15 protein-coding genes are annotated in these 16,955 nt (G+C 74.1%); 11 read left to right on the top strand and 4 right to left on the bottom strand.

Annotation, left to right across the window (positions count from 1 at the left end; genetic code table 11):
- Positions 1–71: 71 nt before the first annotated feature.
- Complete coding sequence (locus tag AC2RP6_RS35660) at positions 72–503, bottom strand: DUF1398 family protein (RefSeq protein WP_486449952.1); 432 nt, start codon at positions 501–503, stop codon at positions 72–74.
- Between the two features lie 666 nt (positions 504–1,169).
- On the opposite strand from AC2RP6_RS35660, the gene AC2RP6_RS35655 reads away from it, so the two are divergent.
- The 5 genes from AC2RP6_RS35655 (at position 1,170) to AC2RP6_RS35635 (ending at position 8,767) form a co-directional block, all read left to right on the top strand.
- Positions 1,170–2,444, top strand: coding sequence for a phenylacetate--CoA ligase family protein (locus AC2RP6_RS35655; RefSeq protein WP_486449951.1), 1,275 nt, complete (start codon positions 1,170–1,172; stop codon positions 2,442–2,444).
- The gene (locus tag AC2RP6_RS35650) at positions 2,441–3,829 is read left to right on the top strand and encodes an MFS transporter (RefSeq protein WP_486449950.1); all 1,389 of its coding nucleotides are present in this window, start codon (positions 2,441–2,443) and stop codon (positions 3,827–3,829) included. Before AC2RP6_RS35655 ends, AC2RP6_RS35650 begins: the two co-directional genes overlap by 4 nt.
- Positions 3,826–4,974, top strand: coding sequence for a GNAT family N-acetyltransferase (locus tag AC2RP6_RS35645; RefSeq protein WP_486449949.1), 1,149 nt, complete (start codon positions 3,826–3,828; stop codon positions 4,972–4,974). Before AC2RP6_RS35650 ends, AC2RP6_RS35645 begins: the two co-directional genes overlap by 4 nt.
- Before the next feature lie 113 nt (positions 4,975–5,087).
- Complete coding sequence (locus AC2RP6_RS35640) at positions 5,088–6,254, top strand: LuxE/PaaK family acyltransferase (RefSeq protein WP_486450567.1); 1,167 nt, start codon at positions 5,088–5,090, stop codon at positions 6,252–6,254.
- Between the two features lie 2 nt (positions 6,255–6,256).
- A complete protein-coding gene (locus AC2RP6_RS35635; protein ID WP_486450566.1) occupies positions 6,257–8,767 on the top strand; it encodes an acyl-CoA reductase in 2,511 nt (836 codons plus the stop codon).
- Between the two features lie 74 nt (positions 8,768–8,841).
- Here the strand turns inward: AC2RP6_RS35635 and AC2RP6_RS35630 are convergent, their stop codons facing one another.
- Both AC2RP6_RS35630 and AC2RP6_RS35625 read right to left on the bottom strand, forming a co-directional pair.
- The gene (locus AC2RP6_RS35630) at positions 8,842–9,414 is read right to left on the bottom strand and encodes a DUF427 domain-containing protein (RefSeq protein ID WP_486449948.1); all 573 of its coding nucleotides are present in this window, start codon (positions 9,412–9,414) and stop codon (positions 8,842–8,844) included.
- Positions 9,411–9,803 (bottom strand): UBP-type zinc finger domain-containing protein, encoded by a 393-nt coding sequence (locus AC2RP6_RS35625; RefSeq protein WP_486449947.1) that lies wholly within the window; start codon positions 9,801–9,803, stop codon positions 9,411–9,413. The genes AC2RP6_RS35630 and AC2RP6_RS35625 overlap by 4 nt, the downstream gene beginning before the upstream one ends.
- Positions 9,804–9,986: 183 nt before the next feature.
- Between AC2RP6_RS35625 and AC2RP6_RS35620 the strand changes: the two genes are divergently transcribed.
- Both AC2RP6_RS35620 and AC2RP6_RS35615 read left to right on the top strand, forming a co-directional pair.
- Positions 9,987–11,492 carry a cryptochrome/photolyase family protein gene (locus AC2RP6_RS35620; RefSeq protein ID WP_486449946.1) on the top strand — a complete coding sequence of 502 codons (1,506 nt, stop codon included), beginning with the start codon at positions 9,987–9,989 and terminating at the stop codon, positions 11,490–11,492.
- Positions 11,493–11,695: 203 nt separating this feature from the next.
- Positions 11,696–12,178 (top strand): lamin tail domain-containing protein, encoded by a 483-nt coding sequence (locus AC2RP6_RS35615; RefSeq protein WP_486449945.1) that lies wholly within the window; start codon positions 11,696–11,698, stop codon positions 12,176–12,178.
- Between the two features lie 87 nt (positions 12,179–12,265).
- On the opposite strand, the gene AC2RP6_RS35610 is transcribed toward AC2RP6_RS35615, so the two are convergent.
- Positions 12,266–13,303, bottom strand: coding sequence for an alkene reductase (locus AC2RP6_RS35610; RefSeq protein ID WP_486450565.1), 1,038 nt, complete (start codon positions 13,301–13,303; stop codon positions 12,266–12,268).
- A gap of 202 nt (positions 13,304–13,505) precedes the next feature.
- Here AC2RP6_RS35610 and AC2RP6_RS35605 point away from each other — a divergent pair, with 202 nt between their 5' ends.
- From AC2RP6_RS35605 to AC2RP6_RS35590, 4 genes are all read left to right on the top strand, one after another.
- Positions 13,506–14,048, top strand: a complete 543-nt coding sequence (locus AC2RP6_RS35605; protein WP_486450564.1) for a MarR family winged helix-turn-helix transcriptional regulator — start codon at positions 13,506–13,508, stop codon at positions 14,046–14,048.
- 216 nt (positions 14,049–14,264) lie between these two features.
- Complete coding sequence (locus AC2RP6_RS35600) at positions 14,265–14,942, top strand: M15 family metallopeptidase (protein WP_486449944.1); 678 nt, start codon at positions 14,265–14,267, stop codon at positions 14,940–14,942.
- Between the two features lie 110 nt (positions 14,943–15,052).
- The gene (locus tag AC2RP6_RS35595; RefSeq protein ID WP_486449943.1) at positions 15,053–16,414 is read left to right on the top strand and encodes an LCP family protein; all 1,362 of its coding nucleotides are present in this window, start codon (positions 15,053–15,055) and stop codon (positions 16,412–16,414) included.
- A 218-nt stretch (positions 16,415–16,632) separates the two neighbouring features.
- The gene (locus AC2RP6_RS35590; protein WP_486449942.1) at positions 16,633–16,893 is read left to right on the top strand and encodes a DUF3040 domain-containing protein; all 261 of its coding nucleotides are present in this window, start codon (positions 16,633–16,635) and stop codon (positions 16,891–16,893) included.
- Positions 16,894–16,955 lie beyond the last annotated feature (62 nt).

Raw genomic sequence — 16,955 nt, 5'->3', positions numbered from 1 at the left:
GCCGCGGGCGGCGGCGACAGCCCGGAGGCCGCGGGATCTCTTGCGGGTGCGTCGCCGGTCCTGCGGTGCGCTCAGGGGAGCACGACGGACGGGTAGTCCTCGGTGTAGGAGTCGCCGCCCGCGCCGTGGTAGGTGCAGGTGCGGGCGGCGGTGTCGACGTCGTACCAGACGACGCCGGCGTCCCAGCAGCCGCTGACGAACTCGGGGAAGGTCGTCTCGCCGGCCTGGTCCGCGCGCAGCGCCGCGATCAGGCCTTCCCGGTCGAAGGGCGGCGCGACGGCGAAGCCGGTGACGAGGGGCTCGCCCTGGACGACGACGTGGCCGTGCTCGGTCAGGTAGAGGAACGCGTTGGAGGGAACGGCCATGCGGCAGTGCCTCACACCGGCCTGGCGCAGGCTCTCGGCGAGGTACGGAAACCCGCCGACCCGCGGCCGCGCGGCCGCACCTCGCTCCATGGCGGCCTGCAGTCGGCTGATGGCGTCGGTGGCGGTGTGGGTGGTCATCAGGGGCTCCTTGCCGCTCCGGTGAGTCAGGGGGGTGGACGGGGGTCCGGTGCGCGTCGCCTCGAAGGCGACACCGCAACATGACACCATGATGCCACACAGACAACATGTTGTCACTCCACCCCCAGGCCACACCCCCTCCAGCAGTCGCCGGACCGCAGGCCGAGACCGGGCCGCAGGCCGAGACCGGGCCGCAGGCCGAGGCCGGGCCGCAGGCCGAGGCCGGGCCCGACACCCCCAGGCCGGCAGGCCGGCAGGCTGGGACCGCAGGCCGGCAGGCCGGCAGGCTGGGACCGCAGGCCGGCAGGCCACCGGGGCGGAGGGCGAAGGGGCGCCAGGCCGCCAGGCCGCAGGCCGCAGGCCGCAGGCCGCAGGCCGCAGGCCGCAGGCCGCCAGGCCGCCAGGCCGCCAGGCCGCCAGGCCGCCAGGCCGCAGGGGCGGAAGAATTGTTGAATGTTGCCGCAATGGCCGGGAATCTTCGGTCAATTTGGTGGATTGCGTACTGATGTTTCATCATCATGACTGCACGTCAGCTTTCGGCGTGCGTCGAGGAGGCGGGGGCGCCGGGGGGTCCCCCGTTCGTACCGGCAGATGCGGCAGGCGGGTTCACACGCGCCGTGCCCCGCCGTGGCTCCCGTCCCACTTCCATCACCTAGGCAAAGGCCCATGTCCGCCCAGCAACTCTCGGACCTCATACGTTTCGCCCGTCACAACTCGCCCTTCTACCGGGACCTCTACGCGTCCCTGCCGCCGCACGCGGACCGCCTCACCGACCTTCCGGTGGTCGACCAGGAGTCCTTCTGGGCGGCCAACACCCTGCAGGACAGCCGCGTCCTGACCGGCCCGCTCAGCGAAGCCACGGTCTACAAGACCGGCGGCACCACCGGGTCCCCCAAGTTCTCCGTCTACACCCGGGACGAGTGGCGGACCTTCGTCACCACCTTCGGGCAGGGCCTCGTCGACGCGGGGCTGCGCCCGGGACACCGCGTCGCCGACCTCTTCTACGCCGGGGAGCTGTACGCCAGCTTCCTCTTCGTCCTCGACTCGCTCGCCCACGCGCCCGTGGACAACGTCCGCCTCCCCATCGGCGGCGGCGCGCCGCCGGAATCGACGATCGCCACGCTGCGCGACCTCGGCGCCGAGGTCGTGGCCGGCACGCCCACCACCCTGTGCCGGCTCGCCGAGCAGGTCCTCGCGTCCGGTGTCCGGCTCGGTTCCGTCGAGCTGCTCCTCTTCGGCGGCGAAGCGCTCTTCGACGACCAGCGCCGACTGCTGGCCACGGCGTTCCCCGGCGCCGAGGCCCGCTCCGTCGGCTACGCCAGCGTCGACGCCGGCCTGCTCGGCCGTCCCGTGCCCGGCGACGACAGCCGCGTGCACCGGACCTTCATCCCGCACTCGCTCGTCGAGATCCTCGACGACTCCACGGACGAGCCCATCACCGAACCGGGTCGCCCCGGCCGGGTCGTCGTCACCAGCCTGTTCCGCCGCCTGATGCCGATCATCCGCTACCCGGCCGGCGACCGGGCCGAGTGGACCGGCACCGGGCCCGGGCACTTCCGGATCCTCGGACGCGCCGAAGAAGGCGTACGGGTCGGCCCCGTCTCCCTCTACACCCAGGACGCCCAGGACGCCGTGGCCGCGGCCGACACCGCCGGGCAGGTGGTCGGCATGCAGCTCGTCGTCCGCCGCTGGGAGGGCCGTGACGGGCTCGTCCTGCGGCTGGCGACCGCCCCCGGGGACGAACGGGCCACGGAGCGGCGCGAGGCGCTCGCCCGGGCCGTCGTCGCAGAGCTGGAGACCGTACGCCCGCTCTACCCGGACAGCGTCCGCGCCGGCTTCGTGCACCCGCTGTCCGTGGAATGGGCGCGCCACCGCGACCTCGCCGTCAACCCGCGCTCGGGCAAGCTCGTCCGGGTCCTCGACGAGAGGCCGACGGCATGACCGCCCCCCGCTCCTCGGCCCCGCTGATCCTGCGCAACCGCGCCTTCGCCGCCGTGTGGCTGGGCCAGGTGCTCACGCAGGCCGCCGTCCGCATGTTCCAGGTGGGCGTGTCCTGGTGGATCGTGGCGTACGCCGTGCACGACGCCCGCGGGCTGGCTTCCGGCCTGTTCATGGCGGCCTGCACGCTGCCCGCCGTGGTGCTGGCCCCGGTGGTGGCCGGTGCGGTGGGACGCTTCGCCCACCGCTCCGTCCTGCGGAACGCGGCCGGTCTGGCCGCCGCCACCGCGGGCGTCCTCGCCGTGTGGGCGCAGGGCGGCGGACCGCCCCTCGCCGGGGTCTACGCCGCCGCGCTGGCGCTGGCCACCTGCCAGGCGTTCTTCGACCCGTGCCTGACCACCTCGGTGCCCGAGCTCGTCGACGACGCCGACATCGAGACCGCGACCGGTTTCGAGCTGTCCACCCAGTCCCTGGCGGGCCTCGGCGGAGCGCTGCTCGGTGCCCTGACGGTCGACCGGGCGGGCGTGGCCGGGCTGGCGGTCGGCTGCGCGGCCGCCTACGCCGGGGCCGCCGTCCTCGTCGCGAGCGCGCGCTTCCGCACCACCGCCGGCACCCCGCACAGCGCCCCGGCCGACGCGGCCGACCCGGTCGATCCGGCCGACCCGGCCGCCACCGACCAGGCCGCGCGGCGCCCGTTGCGCCACATCCTCCGTGAACTGCCCTACGTAAGGCGCATCCTGGTCTGCTTCACCGCGGCGAACCTCTTCACCGCCGCCGTGTTCGTCGTCATCCCCCTCTACACCCGCTCCGTCCTCGGTGGCGGCGGCGGCACGGTCGCCCTGCTGGAGGCCTCACTGGGCGGCGGCGCCCTCGTCGGCGCCTTCACCGGCACCCGGGTGCCGGGGCGGCCGACGGTCGCCGGTGCCTACTGCCTGGGCCTGATGGCCCTGGCGCTGGCGCTGCCCGGACTGTTCGCCCAGCGCCCGGTCGTCGCCGGCTGCCTCGCGGTGGCCGGCTGGTGCGCCGGGGCCGTCAGCGTCCGCTTCGTGGCGCTCTTCCAGCGGCTGGTGCCGACCGCCGACAAGCCCGGCTTCTTCGCCGTGATGCAGGCCGTGCTGGGCGCCTCCCTGCCGGTGGCGTCCCTGGTCTTCGGCTCCGCCGGCGACCTCCTCCCGCCACAGACGCTCTGCCTGGTCCAGGGCATCGGCCTGCTGCCCGCCGCCTGTGCGCTGGCCCTGCTGGGGTCCCGTACGCCCGAACCGGCAGCCGCCGCAGCGCCCGCCCTGGCACCCGCCGCAGCACCCTCCGCCGCACCCGCACCCGCACCCGCAGGAGCCGCGGCACCGGCGTCCGCGGCACGCCCGGAGACCGTGGGAGGCTCCCGGTGAGTCCCGTCATCACCCGGGCCGGCGGCGCGGACATCGCCGAACTGCGCCAGCTCTACTACGCCGTCTACGGCCCGCACTACCCCGTCGCCCTCGGTACGGACCCGGCCGAGATGGCCCGCCTCATGGCCGACCCGCACTCCCTCTGGCTGGTCGCCCGCTGTCCCGGCACCGGGGCCCTGGCCGCGTCCGCCGCCATCCACGGCGAGGCCGGCAGCCGCATCGCCCGGCTGGAGGGCATCGCCGTGCACCCCGAGCACCGCTCGGCGGGTCTGGCGGCCACCCTGACCGGGGCGCTCTGCGCCGAAATGCTGGACACCGGCCGGCTGGACTCGGTGTACGCGACGGTCCGCACCGTCGGCTCCGGCCCGCAGCGGGTCGTCGCGCGCAACGGCTTCCGGCCGCTGGGCATCCTGCCCAACGCGGTGGATCTGCGCAGCCGCGAGAGCCTCGCGCTCTACGCGCGTCACTCCCCCGGGGTGCTCGACCGTCGGGTGCCCGTCACCGAAGTACCCGCCGCCCTGCTGCCGTTGCTGCGCACGACCGGAGCCGCCCTCGGCATCGGCTACCCGGGGGTCCGCGCCGCCTCCGGCCGGCCACCGGCGGCGGCCGCACTGCACGGGGCCCCCGAGCGGCTGGAGTTGATCGAGGCCCCGGCGTTCGTACGCCGCCGCTTCCGCGAGCGCTTCCCGGGCGCGGAGGGCTGGTTCTACCCGCTGCACACCCCGAACGTACTGCTCACGCCCGAGGACGGCCGGTTCGAGGTCTACGCCTACCTCAACCGCGCCGGCGGGTACTGCTCCCTGCTGACCGCCCACCCCGACCCGGCCGCCGCCGCCTCCCACCTCGAAGCCGTCACCCGGACCCTGGCCCGCGCCGGCGCGGGCTACGTGGAGGCGCTGGTGCCGCTCGCGCACCAGGAGGCCCTCTCCGCCTTCCTGACCCAGGGGTTCGTCGCGGGAGCCCTCTACCCGGCGATGCGCGCGGACGGCGACGGCTTCCACGACTACGCCGTCCTGTCCCGCTCCAGCGAGCGGATCGACTTCCGCGGCGTCGCCGTCGAACCGCCCCTCCAGCCGTACCTGGACTGCTACGCCACGGCCTGGGCGTCGGCCCACCTGCCCACATCATCCGAGGTTGCCCCATGAGCCCGACACGCCCCATCGATTCCGAAGACCCCACCCACCCTGAGAAGCCCACCCACCCTGTAAAGCCCACCCACCCCGTGAGGCACATCGACCCCGTGAAGCACATCGACCCCATGAAGCCCGCGAGCCGCACGAACCCCCATCTCGCTCCGGTCACCGTGCCCGACCCGGCCCTCCTGCCCCACGTGCAGCAGCTGTGCGACCTGACCGACCCCTACGCCCACGGACCCGCGGTGGACGAGCTGTTCGCCGCCGCCATGGCGGAGACCAACGCCTGGCACACCGAGCGTTCCCCGTTCTTCCGCTCCCTCCACGAGGCCACTCCCCCGGCGGAGCCGTACCGCACGCCGCTCGTCCACGCGAACTTCTTCAAGCGGCACGAGGTGCTCTCCGTCCCGCGTGAGGACGTCGAACTGCACCTGACCTCGTCCGGCACCACCGGCCAGAAGTCGCAGATGTTCTTCGACCACTGGACCATCCGCTCCGCCCAGCGCATGGTCGCCCGGATCTTCGAGCGCAACGGCTGGATCACCCCGGACCAGGAGGTCAACTACCTCCTCTACAGCTACGAGCCGGCCCCGTCCCTGAACCTGGGCACCGCCTTCACCGACAACTACCTGTGCGACTTCGCCCCGGCGCGCAGCGTGGAGTACGCCCTGCGCAACACCGGCGGCGACCACGAGTTCGACCCCTTCGGCTGCATCGCCGCGCTGCGCCGCTTCGAGCGGGAGGACGCCCCGGTGCGCATCCTCGGTTTCCCCGCCTTCCTCTTCTTCACCCTGGAGCGGATGCGGGCCATGGGGACGGCGCCGCTGCGCCTGCCGGAGGGCTCGCTCGTCGTCCTCGGCGGCGGCTGGAAGGGCCACGCCGACCGGCGCATCGAGAAGGAGGAGCTGTACGCACGCGTCACCGAGCAGCTCGGCATCCCCGGTGACCGGATCCGGGACACCTTCGGGTCGGTGGAGCACTGCATCCCGTACATCGAGTGCGACCACCACCGGCTGCACGCTCCCGTCTGGTCGCGGGTGACGATCCGCTCCACCCGGACCCTGGAGCCCCTGCCGTACGGGGAGCGCGGCTACCTGCACCTCGTGTCGCCGTACATCACCTCGGTGCCGGCGCAGAGCGTGGTGATGGGCGACCTGGCCTCCCTGCAGCCCGGCGGGGCGTGCGGGTGCGAACTGGAGACCCCTTGGTTCACCGTCCACGGCCGGGCCGGGGTGAGCCGCAACCGGAGCTGCGCCGTTGCCGCGGCCGAACTGATGAAGGGAATGGCGTGACCATGAGCGTGCACCACCACTACTGGCAGGGTTCCTTCATCGGCGACGAGGAGGCGGGGCGGCGCCTCGCGGGGCTGCCCGCCGCCGTCGAGGCGGCGCTGGCCACGGACCTGGAGACCGAGACCGTGCTGGCCGCCTGCGACGCCCTCGCCGGCGCGCTGTGCGACCCGGCGCACCCCGTGCACGGCCGGCTCGCGGCACACCTGCCCGAGGGCGAGGACCCGTCCGTGCTGGCCGAACTCGGCGCTCTCCTCGGCCGGCGCGAGCTGACCCGCAAGCTGCGGCGGGAGCTGGGCGGCACGGCTCCGGGCCGGCTGAACCGGGCCGATCCGCGCGAGACCGTCTACGAGGCGTGGGCGCCGGTCGGCCTGGTCGCCCACATCGCCCCGGGCAACGCGGCGACGGTGGCACCGCTGAGCATCGTCGAGGGCCTGCTCGCGGGCAACGTCAACATCCTCAGGACCAGCAGCACCGACAGCCTGCTCACCCAGCACCTGATGGCCGAGCTGGCGGCCCTGGACCCCAGTGGTGCGCTGGCCGCGCGGATCGTCGTGCTGCGGTTCCCGTCGTCGCGGCAGGAGTGGCTGCGCCTGATGTGCGCGCCCGCGGACGCCGTCGCCGTGTGGGGCGGGGAGGGCGCCGTGGAAGGCGTGGCCGCCCATGTGCCGGCCGGGTGCCGACTGGTGGAGTGGGGCCACCGGATCTCCTTCGCCTACCTGACGAGCGACGCCTGGTCGGACGCCGTGACGCTCGGGGCGCTCGCGGACGACGTGTGCCTGCACGAGCAGCAGGCCTGCTCCAGCCCCCAGGTGGTGTACCTCGACACCGAGGACGAGGCCGAGGTGTTCGCCTTCGCCGAGCGTTTCGCCGCCGTGCTCGCGGCCCGGCCGCCCGCGGTGGGCACGGTGTCCGCGGCGGACCCGGACCCGGCGGAGGCGGCCGAGCTGACCACCACCGAGCTCGTGGCCCGGCTGGAGGAACACCTCGGTCTCACCCGTGTGTTCGCCGCCCCCGACGGCTCGTGGCGGGTCATGGCCGACACCCGGTCCCCGCTGACGGCGTCGCCGCTGTACCGCAGCGTCTGGGTGAAGCCGCTGCCGCGGAAGCGGATGATCACCACCCTGCGCCCGATGCGCCGCTACCTGCAGACGGCGGGGCTCGCGGGCAGCCGGACCGACATCGCCGAGCTGTCCCGCACCGTGCTGGCCGCCGGCGTCACCCGGGTGACGCCGGTCGGGTCGATGCTGGAGAGCTACGCGGGCGAGCCGCACGACGGGGTGTACGCCCTCCAGCGCTACAGCCGCCGCGTCGCGGTGCAGGCCGATCCGGCGCTCTTCGCCACCACCGCCTGCCTGGACGACCTGGCCCGGCCCGTGCTCCTGCCGGCGCCCGCGGGCCCGCTGCTGGGGAAGGAGGACGTGCAGGAGCCGGGGCGCCGGCTGGCGCGCGCCGATGCCGAGCTGTACTTCCGCAGCGGCGGCAGCACCGGCGCGCCCGCGCTGTCGGTCTTCAGCTACGACGACTACGACACGCAGATGCACGCCGCCGCCCGCGGCCTGCTCGCGGCCGGCTACGACCCGGTCGGGGACCGTACGGCCAACCTGTTCTACTGCGGTGCCATGTACGGCAGTTTCATCAGCTTCTTCTCGGTGCTGGAACGGCTCGGGGGCGTGCAGCTGCCGCTGTCGGCCGGCCCTGATCACCGCGCCACGGCGCGGGCGCTGATCGAGCACGGGGCGGACACCCTGTTCGGGATGCCCTCCTACCTGTGGCAGCTGCTGCACGCGGAGGCGGACGCGCTGCGGGCGTACGGCGGTCTGCGCAAGGTCTTCTACGGCGGTGAGCACTTCACCGCGGAGCAGCAGCGGGCGCTGAAGGAGACCTTCGGGATCGAGGTGATCCGTTCGATCACGTACGGCAGCACCGACCTCGGCCCGCTCGGCTACCAGTGCACCGAGAGCTCCGGCGGCATCCACCACCTGCACGCCGACCTGCACACCATGGAGGTCCTCGACCTGGCGGAGGACCGGCCGGTGGCGCCGGGCGAGACGGGCCGGCTGGTGTTCTCCACGCACGCGCGGCGCGGCCAGGACCTCGGCCGGTACGTGATCGGTGACCTCGGCCGGGAGGTCCCGGGCCGCTGTCCGTGCGGCCGCCATGCTCCCCGCTTCGAACTGCGCGGCCGCACGGGTGACGTGATGCGGGTGGCGACGTACTTCCTGAACCACCGGCGGCTGGTGGACCTGGCCGCGGAACCCGGCGGGCACCGCGGTGAACTGCAGGTCCGCCTCGACGCCGGGGACGCGCGCGAGCGGCTCACCGTACGGGTGGAACGCGGCGCGGCGACGGACCCGGCACGGCTGCGGGAGGTCTTCCTGGCGGGCTACCCGGAGCTGCGGTCGGCGGTGGCGGAAGGGCTGCTGGACCTGGCGGTGGAGGCCGTCGACGGCGCGGCGCTGGACCGCAGCCCGACCAGCGGCAAGCTCCTGGCGGTGGTGGACGCCCGCCGCTGAGCCCTGGGGCGTGCCGTTCGGACCGGCCGCCCGGCACGGTACGAACGACACGCCCTGGTCGGTCCGGGGCCGGGTCACCAGCCCAGGCTGCCGGGCTGTCCCTTGAACGGGCCCGTGATCTCGTCCGTGATCCATCCGCCGTAGAAGCCGCCCTGCTGGGCCCGCACCGGTTCCCCGTCCACCGTGCACGACTCCAGCCGGTCGGCGCGGAAGGCGAGATGGCCGGCGATCGGCGCGTAGCCCGGGCTCGGCGCCTCGTAGCTCCACGCGACGTCGGGCACGGGCGGGCGGCCGGACTGCGGGCCGAGGGTCCAGTAGGTGGCCGTCCCCTTCCACTCGCAGAAGCTCCGGTTCGCCGAGGGACGGAGGGCTTCCGTGCGGACGTCGGCCCGCGGCACGTAGAAGACCGGCGGATGGCTCGTCTCCAGCACGCGGAGGCAGCGGCGGGAGTCGGCGAGGACCACGCCCGCGTGGCGCACCACCACGCGGCGTGCGTCGGGCTCGATCCGCGGCGGGCGGGGGTAGTCCCACACCGATTCCGTCCCGCGCGGGACCGCGCTGTGCTTGCGCGCGCCGCCCGTACTCGTCTCGCCCGTACTCGTGTCGTCCGTGTTGGTGTCGTCCGTGTTCGTGTCGTCCGTGTTCATGGGGCCTCCCGTCGGGGTGGTCGCTGTTCGGCGGGCGGATCGGGCGGGGCGTCCGCGTCGCCTGCGGCGCGGACCAGGAAGACCTCGTCGAGGAAGCACCAGGCCCAGTCCTCGTCCGCCGCCAGCGACACGGCGACCGGGTGTCCGCTCGCCACATGGTGCCCGTGGGCGTGCAGTCCCTTGGAGCTGTCGCAGCATCCGACGTACCCGCAGGTCGCGCACTGACGCAGCCGCACCCAGGCCAGCCCGCGCGCCAGACAGCCCGCGCAGGCGGCGGGCGACGCGGCCGGGGCGGGGCGGAAGTCCTCCAGGAGGTCGCGGTGCGGGCACGCGCCTCCGTCCGGGCGCCCCGCGTCGGCCGCCACCCGCCACACGTGCTGTCCGCCCATCGGGCCCCGCCTCCGCTGCCGGATCGCGCCCGCCGCTCGCGGACGCCTCCTCCGCGTCCTCTTCGGACCGGGCGGCCCGAACGGATGCGGCGCCGCGGGCCACCCCTGAGGGTGCGTCCGAAATGCCGGACATCGGGGAAGTACCGGTAGGGACGTATGCACTCGTGTGGAAAGGACGGCCGCATGACCCACGCGCACTGGCTCTTCGGCGATCAGCTGGGCCCCGCCTTCATCGAGCCCGGTGAGGGCGGCGTCCCCCGCGACGCCCCGCTGGTGATGATCGAGTCGCGGGCGGTCTTCCGTCGCCGCCGGTTCCACCGGGCCAAGGCGCACCTGGTGCTCTCCGCGATGCGTCACCGCGCCGCGGAGCTGGGCGAGCGCGTCGTCTACGTGAAGGCCGACACCTACCGTGAGGGCCTGCGCCGCGCCGTCGGCGGCTCGCCCGTCACGGTGCACCACCCCACGTCCCGGGCGGCCGCGGCCCTGGTGGGCACGCTCGACAACGTGACCGTCCTGCCGGCCCGCGGCTTCCTGCTGGCCCACGAGGAGTTCGCGCGGTGGGCGGCCCAGCACCCGAAGGGCGGGCTGCGCCTGGAGAGCTTCTACCGCCACGTGCGGCGCGACCTCGACCTGCTGATGGAGGGCGGTGAACCGGCAGGAGGGCGGTGGAACCTCGATCACGACAACCGGCAGCCCCCGCCGCGGGGAGCGCGGACCCTCGGCGCTCCGGCCCCGTACCGGCCCCGCGAGGACGACATCGACGCCGGTGTCCGGGAGGACCTCGACCGCTGGGAGCGGTCCGGCGAGATCGTGTTCGTCGGCCGGGACGGCCCTCGGATCTTCCCGGCCGCACGACGGGAGGCGCTGGCCGCGCTCCGGCGTTTCGTCGAGCACCGGCTCGCGGGGTTCGGAGCCCATGAGGACGTCATGCTCGCCGCCGACCCGGTGCTCAGCCACAGCCTGCTGTCCTCGTCCCTCAACCTCGGACTGCTGGATCCGGCCGAGTGCGTGGAACGCGCCGAAGCCGCCTGGCGGGCCGGTAACGCCCCGCTCAACTCCGCCGAGGGTTTCATCCGGCAGATCGCCGGATGGCGGGAGTACGTCTGGCACCTGTACTGGCACTTCGGCGAGGAGTACCGGACGTCCAACGTCCTGGGGCACACGCGGCCGCTGCCGGGCTGGTGGGACGACCTCGATGCGGACGCCGTCACGGCCCGGTGCCTGTCGACCGTGCTGCGCCAGGTCCGGGACACCGGCTGGACCCATCACATCCCGCGGCTGATGGTGCTGGGCAGTTACGCGCTCCAGCGGGGCTGGGACCCGGCCGCGCTCACCGACTGGTTCCACCGCTCGTTCGTCGACGGCTACGACTGGGTCATGCTCCCGAACGTGGTCGGCATGTCGCAGTACGCGGACGGCGGCCGGATGACGACCAAGCCCTACACCTCCGGCGGCGCCTACATCGACCGGATGAGCGACCTGTGCGGGCCGTGCCGCTACCGGCCCGGCTCCCGCAGCGGCCCGGACGCCTGCCCCTACACGACCGGGTACTGGTCCTTCCTCCACCGCCATCGGGAACGGCTGCTGCACAACGCCCGTACCGCGCAACCGGTTCGGGGGCTCGACCGGCTGGCGGACCTGCCGGAGCTGCTCCGGCTGGAGCACGACCGCGGCGACGCCGCCCCCTGAATCACGGGCGGGACACCACCTCCTGCTCACGTTGCGTAGGTACGCAATCACTCTCGGAAACGGTTGTCACACGGGAGAGTTATGGATATGTCGGGTTTGGGCAACACGAGCTTTATGTGCCGTGATGCGCGGGAGGTGGCGGCCAGAGTGTGGCTCCTCGGCAGGACGCCGGGAACCACTGACGTCGAAGGGGTACGTCCTCCATGTCTGCTTCTCTCGCCACCCGCCGCGTGCTCGCCACCCTGCTGGCCGCCGGCACCCTGATCGGGGCCGCCGCCCTGCCCGCCGCGGCCGACGACCACCGCCGCGACCACCGCGGACCCCACTCCTCCCTGGTCATCGGCGACGTCCAGTACGACAGCCCCGCCCGCCACGACCGCTCCAACCGCGCCCTGAACCGTGAATGGGTCGAGATCAGGAACACCGGCCGCCACAGCGTCAACCTCCGCGGCTACACCCTCACCGACCAGCAGGGCAACCGCTACCGCTTCCCCGACTTCCGCCTCGACGGCCGCTCCGCCGTCAAGGTCCACACCGGGCAGGGCCGCGACACCCGCCACGACCTCTACCAGGACCGCAACCGGCAGATCTGGAACGACCGCGACACCGCCACGCTCCGCGACCACCGCGGCAACGTCGTCGACACCGAGTCCTGGGGCCGCCGCGGACACCAGCACCGCGGCTGACGCACACGAGGGCACGCCGTACGTGACGGCGGGCGGGATCCCGCCGTCACGGGCAGGCAGCCACCGGGGGACACGACCCGACGGTCCTCAACGGGTGGGGTAATCCGTGTAACCGCGGGCGTCGCCCCCGAAGAAGGTGGACGGGTCCGGGGTGTTGTACGGGCCTTCGGTGCGCAGCCGGCCCGGCAGGTCGGGGTTGGCGAGGAACAGGGCGCCGAAGGCGAGGAGATCGGCGGTGCCGTCCTCGACGAGCGCGAGCGCCCGGTGGTCTGTGGGGCCTTCGGTGGCCGGGTTCAGCACGAAGAGCCCGGAGAACCGCTTGCGCAGGGCGAGGGTCGCCTCGCGCGCCTCGGGAGCGGATTCCAGGACGTGCAGGTAGGCCAGTCCGAGGCCGTCGATCTCCTTGACCAGCGCCTCGTAGACGGGCAGCGGCTCGGGCTCGGAAATGTCGTTGTACGGGTTGCCGGGCGAGACGCGCAGGGCGGTGCGCTCGGCGCCGATGGCGGCGGCGACCGCCCTGACCACCTCGACCGCGAAGCGGATCCGGTTCTCGACGGGGCCGCCCCACTCGTCGGTGCGCAGGTTCGACCCGGGGGCCAGGAACTGGTGGATCAGGTAGCCGTTGGCGCCGTGCAGCTCCACGCCGTCGAAGCCGGCCTCGATGGCGTTTCGGGCGGCGCCGGCGAAGTCGTCGATCGTGGCGCGCACTTCGTCACCGGTGAGTTCGTGCGGGGTCACGAAGTCCTTCATGCCCTCACCGGTGAACAGCTGCCCCCGGGGGGTGACCGCGGACGGGGCGACCGGGACGAGTCCGTCGGGCAGGAGCGACGGGTGGCCGATGCGGCCGGAGTGCATCAGCTGGGCGAAGATCCGCCCGCCTGCCGCGTGGACGGAGTCGGTGACCTCGCGCCAGGCCGCGACCTGTTCCGCGCTGTGCAGGCCGGGGGTGAAGGGGTAGCCCTGTCCGACGACCGAGGGCTGCACGCCCTCGCTGATGATCAGGCCGGCCGAGGCGCGCTGGGTGTAGTACTCGGCGACGAGCGGGGTGGCGACGCCGCCCGCGCCCGCGCGGCTGCGGGTCATCGGGGCCAGGGCGATCCGGTTGGAGAGGGTGCTGCCCGCCATGCGGACCGGGTCGAATGCGGTGGTCATGCCTGCCTCACAGATTAATTGGTCGGCCAATGAATGTCTGAGAAGCAGCGTACCCCATTACTTGGTCGACCAAGGTAAAATCTGGGAGTGGGTAGGATCGACGGGTACGAGCGCCCGTCCAGCAGGATCCCCGCCCCACCGGACCCCCGAGGCGCCGGCACAGGAGGAGCGAGCCATGACCGCGGAAACCGCCCCCGACACGCGCACGCCCCCGCAGTGCGCGGCGGCGCCCAGCGCCGTGCTCGACGGGCCGGTGAGCCATGCGATCAGCCGGGTGGCCCGGCTCCACCGGATCGCCGCGGGCCGTCTCCTGCGGGACCTGGGACTGCACCCGGGTCAGGAGTTCCTGATGATGCACCTGTGGGACAGCGGGGCCGTCCGCCAGTCGGAGCTGATCAAGGCGGTCGGACTCGACCCCTCGACGGTGACCAAGATGCTCCAGCGCCTCGAACAGGCCGGGCACGTACGGCGCCGCCCCGACCCGGCGGACCGCCGGGCCTCACTGGTCGAGGCGACCGAGGCGAGCTGCGGGCTGCTCGTAGAGGTCCGCGGGGCCTGGGGCGAGCTGGAGCGCCGGACCCTGGAGGGCCTGGACGACGCCGAACGCGCCGAGCTGGCCCGCCTGCTGGGCAAGGTGGAGGGCTCCCTGTGCGCGACGGTCGTCCGGAGCGGCGACGCGGAGTGCGGGACGACCGACGAGGGTCCGATCGGCTGCTGAGCCGAGCGCCGGGCCCCGCCCCGGCGTCCTTGCGGTGCCCGCCCGGCGCCCGCCCCGGGGCCCCACCACGGAGGCCGCCGGCCTCGCGCACGCGCCCGAGCGGCACAGCCACGACTCCCGAACGGCCCCGCCGCGACTCCCGAACGGCCCCGCCGCGACTCCCGAGCGGCCCCGCCCGGCATGCCCGGCCGCGGCGATCGCCGTAGCGTTTGTCCCGTGCGCCACACCACCGCGGCCGCGGCCGTGACGACCGCCCTCTGCGCGGCCGCACTGGCCTGCTCCACGCAGGCGGCCCCGCAGCGGCTGCCGGCCGGGCCGCCCGACCCGCCGGCCCGGTTCACCGCGCGGGTGACCACCGTGCCGCAGGACAAGCTGGGCGCCTCCTACCGGGTGGGCTGCCCGGTCCCGCCGGACCGGCTCCGGCTCGTCCGGATGAACCACTGGGGGTTCGACGGCCGCACGCACGCCGGCGAGATGGTCGTCCACGAGAACGCCGTCCGCCCCGTCCTCCACGTGTTCGAGCGGGCCTACGAAACCCGGTTCCCGATCCGGCGGATGCGCGTGATGGCCGAGTACCGCGACGACGCGCAGGCCATGGCCGACGACAACACCTCGGCCTTCAACTGCCGGCCGGTCACCGGCGATCCCCGGCGCCTGTCACAGCACGCCTGGGGCGACGCGGTCGACATCAACCCCGCCGAGAACCCGTACGTCGACATCCACGGGGTCGTCCACCCGCCGGACGCGCGCGCCCACCTGCGCCGCTCCCCGGCCCGCGCGGGGCAGATCCACCGGGACGACGCGGTCCACGCCGCCTTCCGCGAGGTGGGCTGGCAGTGGGGCGGCCGCTGGGCCAACCCGGACTACCAGCACTTCTCCGCCAACGGCGAGTGAGCACCGGCGCCCGCCGCGCGGGTGACACCGGCGTGTGACGCGGCGGCCACTCCCCCGACGACCCCTACAGTCACGATTTACGATAATCCGTCCTGTTTGGGGGATCCGCGTTGCGTCGAATCGCCGTCGCTCTCTCCTGCGTCACCGCCCTCTCCTGCGGCGCCCTGGTCGGCCCGCAGGCCGTATCCGCCCAGACCGCGGCCGCCGCGGTCGGCGGGCGCGGCACGAACATCCTGATCGTGGGCATCGACAGCCGCGCGGGGCTCTCGACCGCCGAGAAGAACCGGCTCCACGTGGGCGGGAAGGGCTGCAACTGCACCGACGTCATGATGCTCGTGCACCTGTCCGCGGACCAGCGCCGGGCGAGCGTCGTCTCCATCCCGCGCGACTCCTACGTCGAATACGCCGGGACCGCCGTCCCCGCGCGCAGCGGCAAGATCAACGGTGCGTTCGCCCTCGGCGGCGGCCCCCTCACGGTGGCCACCGTGGAGAAGGCCACCGGGCTCCACGTCGACCACTACCTGGAGACGGACTTCACCGGCTTCGAGCAGACCGTCGACAACCTCGGCGGCGCGACCGTGTGCACGGACCGGCCGCTGAAGGACGAGAACTCCGGCCTGGACATCGGGGCCGGCCGCCACCACACCGACGGCAACCGGACCCTGCGCTACGTCCGGGCCCGGCACGTCAACCTCAGGCCCGGCGACCTGGGTCGCGTCCGACGCCAGCAGCGCGTGGTCAACGATCTGCTGGCCCGGCTCACCGTGGAGGGCGCCCTGTCCAGCCCGCTGCGCACGGCGCGGACCGTCCACACCCTGCTGAAGACCGTGCGCACCGACGAACGGACCGGCGCGAGCGACCTGATCCGCATCGGGTGGGCCCTCGGCCGGCTGCGTGCGGAGCGGACCGAGTTCGCCACCGTACCGATCCGGCTCTTCGACCACCGCGTGCCGGGCGTGGGCTCCACCCTGGTGTGGCACGAGGCCCGGTCGGCCGCGCTGTGGGAGGCCCTGGGCGCGGACCGTCCGATCACCGGCGACACCCGGATCCAGCCCGTCGCGCAGACACCGGCGCCGACCAATCCCGCGGCCATCGCGGTCCGCGTGGACGACGCCGCCGTGGCGGCCGCGCTGGGCCGCAACGGCTTCGTCGTGAGCGACACCTCCGCGTCCGCTCCGCTGGTACGGCCCACGGGCCCGCCGGTGATCCGGTACGCCCCGGGCCAGGAGGAGCACGCGGCGACCCTCGCGGCCGCACTGCCCGGTTCCCGGCTGGAGGCCGTGCCCGGTCACGACGCGCTCTTCGACGTCGCCGTCGGCACGGAACCCGTCCCGGTCAGGACCGTCACCTACGACCGCAACATCGCCGACGGCGCGCCGGTGACCGGTGACACCCTGCGCTGCGCGGAGCCACCGGCGGTGGCTCCGGCAACGGTGCAGGCGACGGTGTCGGTGTCGGCGGAGCGGCCGTGACGCGGGTCCCGAAGATGGGTGCCGGCCCCGATGTGCGGGGCCGGCACGCCGGGTGATGGTGGGGTGGAGGACCACTTCCGTTGCGGGCGGGGTGCGGTGCCGGCGCGTCAGCGCTCCCGCCCCGGCCTCCGGCCCCCAACGCGCCGTGCAGGTCACGGTGCTGTCCGTCCGCAGACCCTCCGGTGGGAGCGGCGCGGGCGGACCCGAGAGGAGCGGCGATGCCCCACCGGGACGATGAGACCCGCGTCGTACGGGCCGCGCACGCGCACGGCCGGCCGCGGTCCGGGCGCCCGCCGGGCCGGGACCGGCCCGGCCGGCCGGCGGCCGTTCCGGCGCTGGCCCTGACCGCGGCCCTCGCCGCGGCCGTCGCCGGCGCCGTCCTGCCCCACGGCATGCTCCTCGCGGCCGGCTTGATCGCGGCCGGTCTGGCGTTGATCCGCTCCGGCGCGCCCCGCCGGGACCGCGGGCGCCTGCCCTGATCCGGCCCGACCGGCAGGACACCCACACGGGGCGTCCCACCGGGGCGGGGCCCTCCCGGCGA

This window comes from Streptomyces sp. WAC03905, from assembly GCF_057371075.1.
Note: the sequence above shows the minus strand (reverse complement) of the source record. Positions and strands in the feature narration are given on the sequence as shown.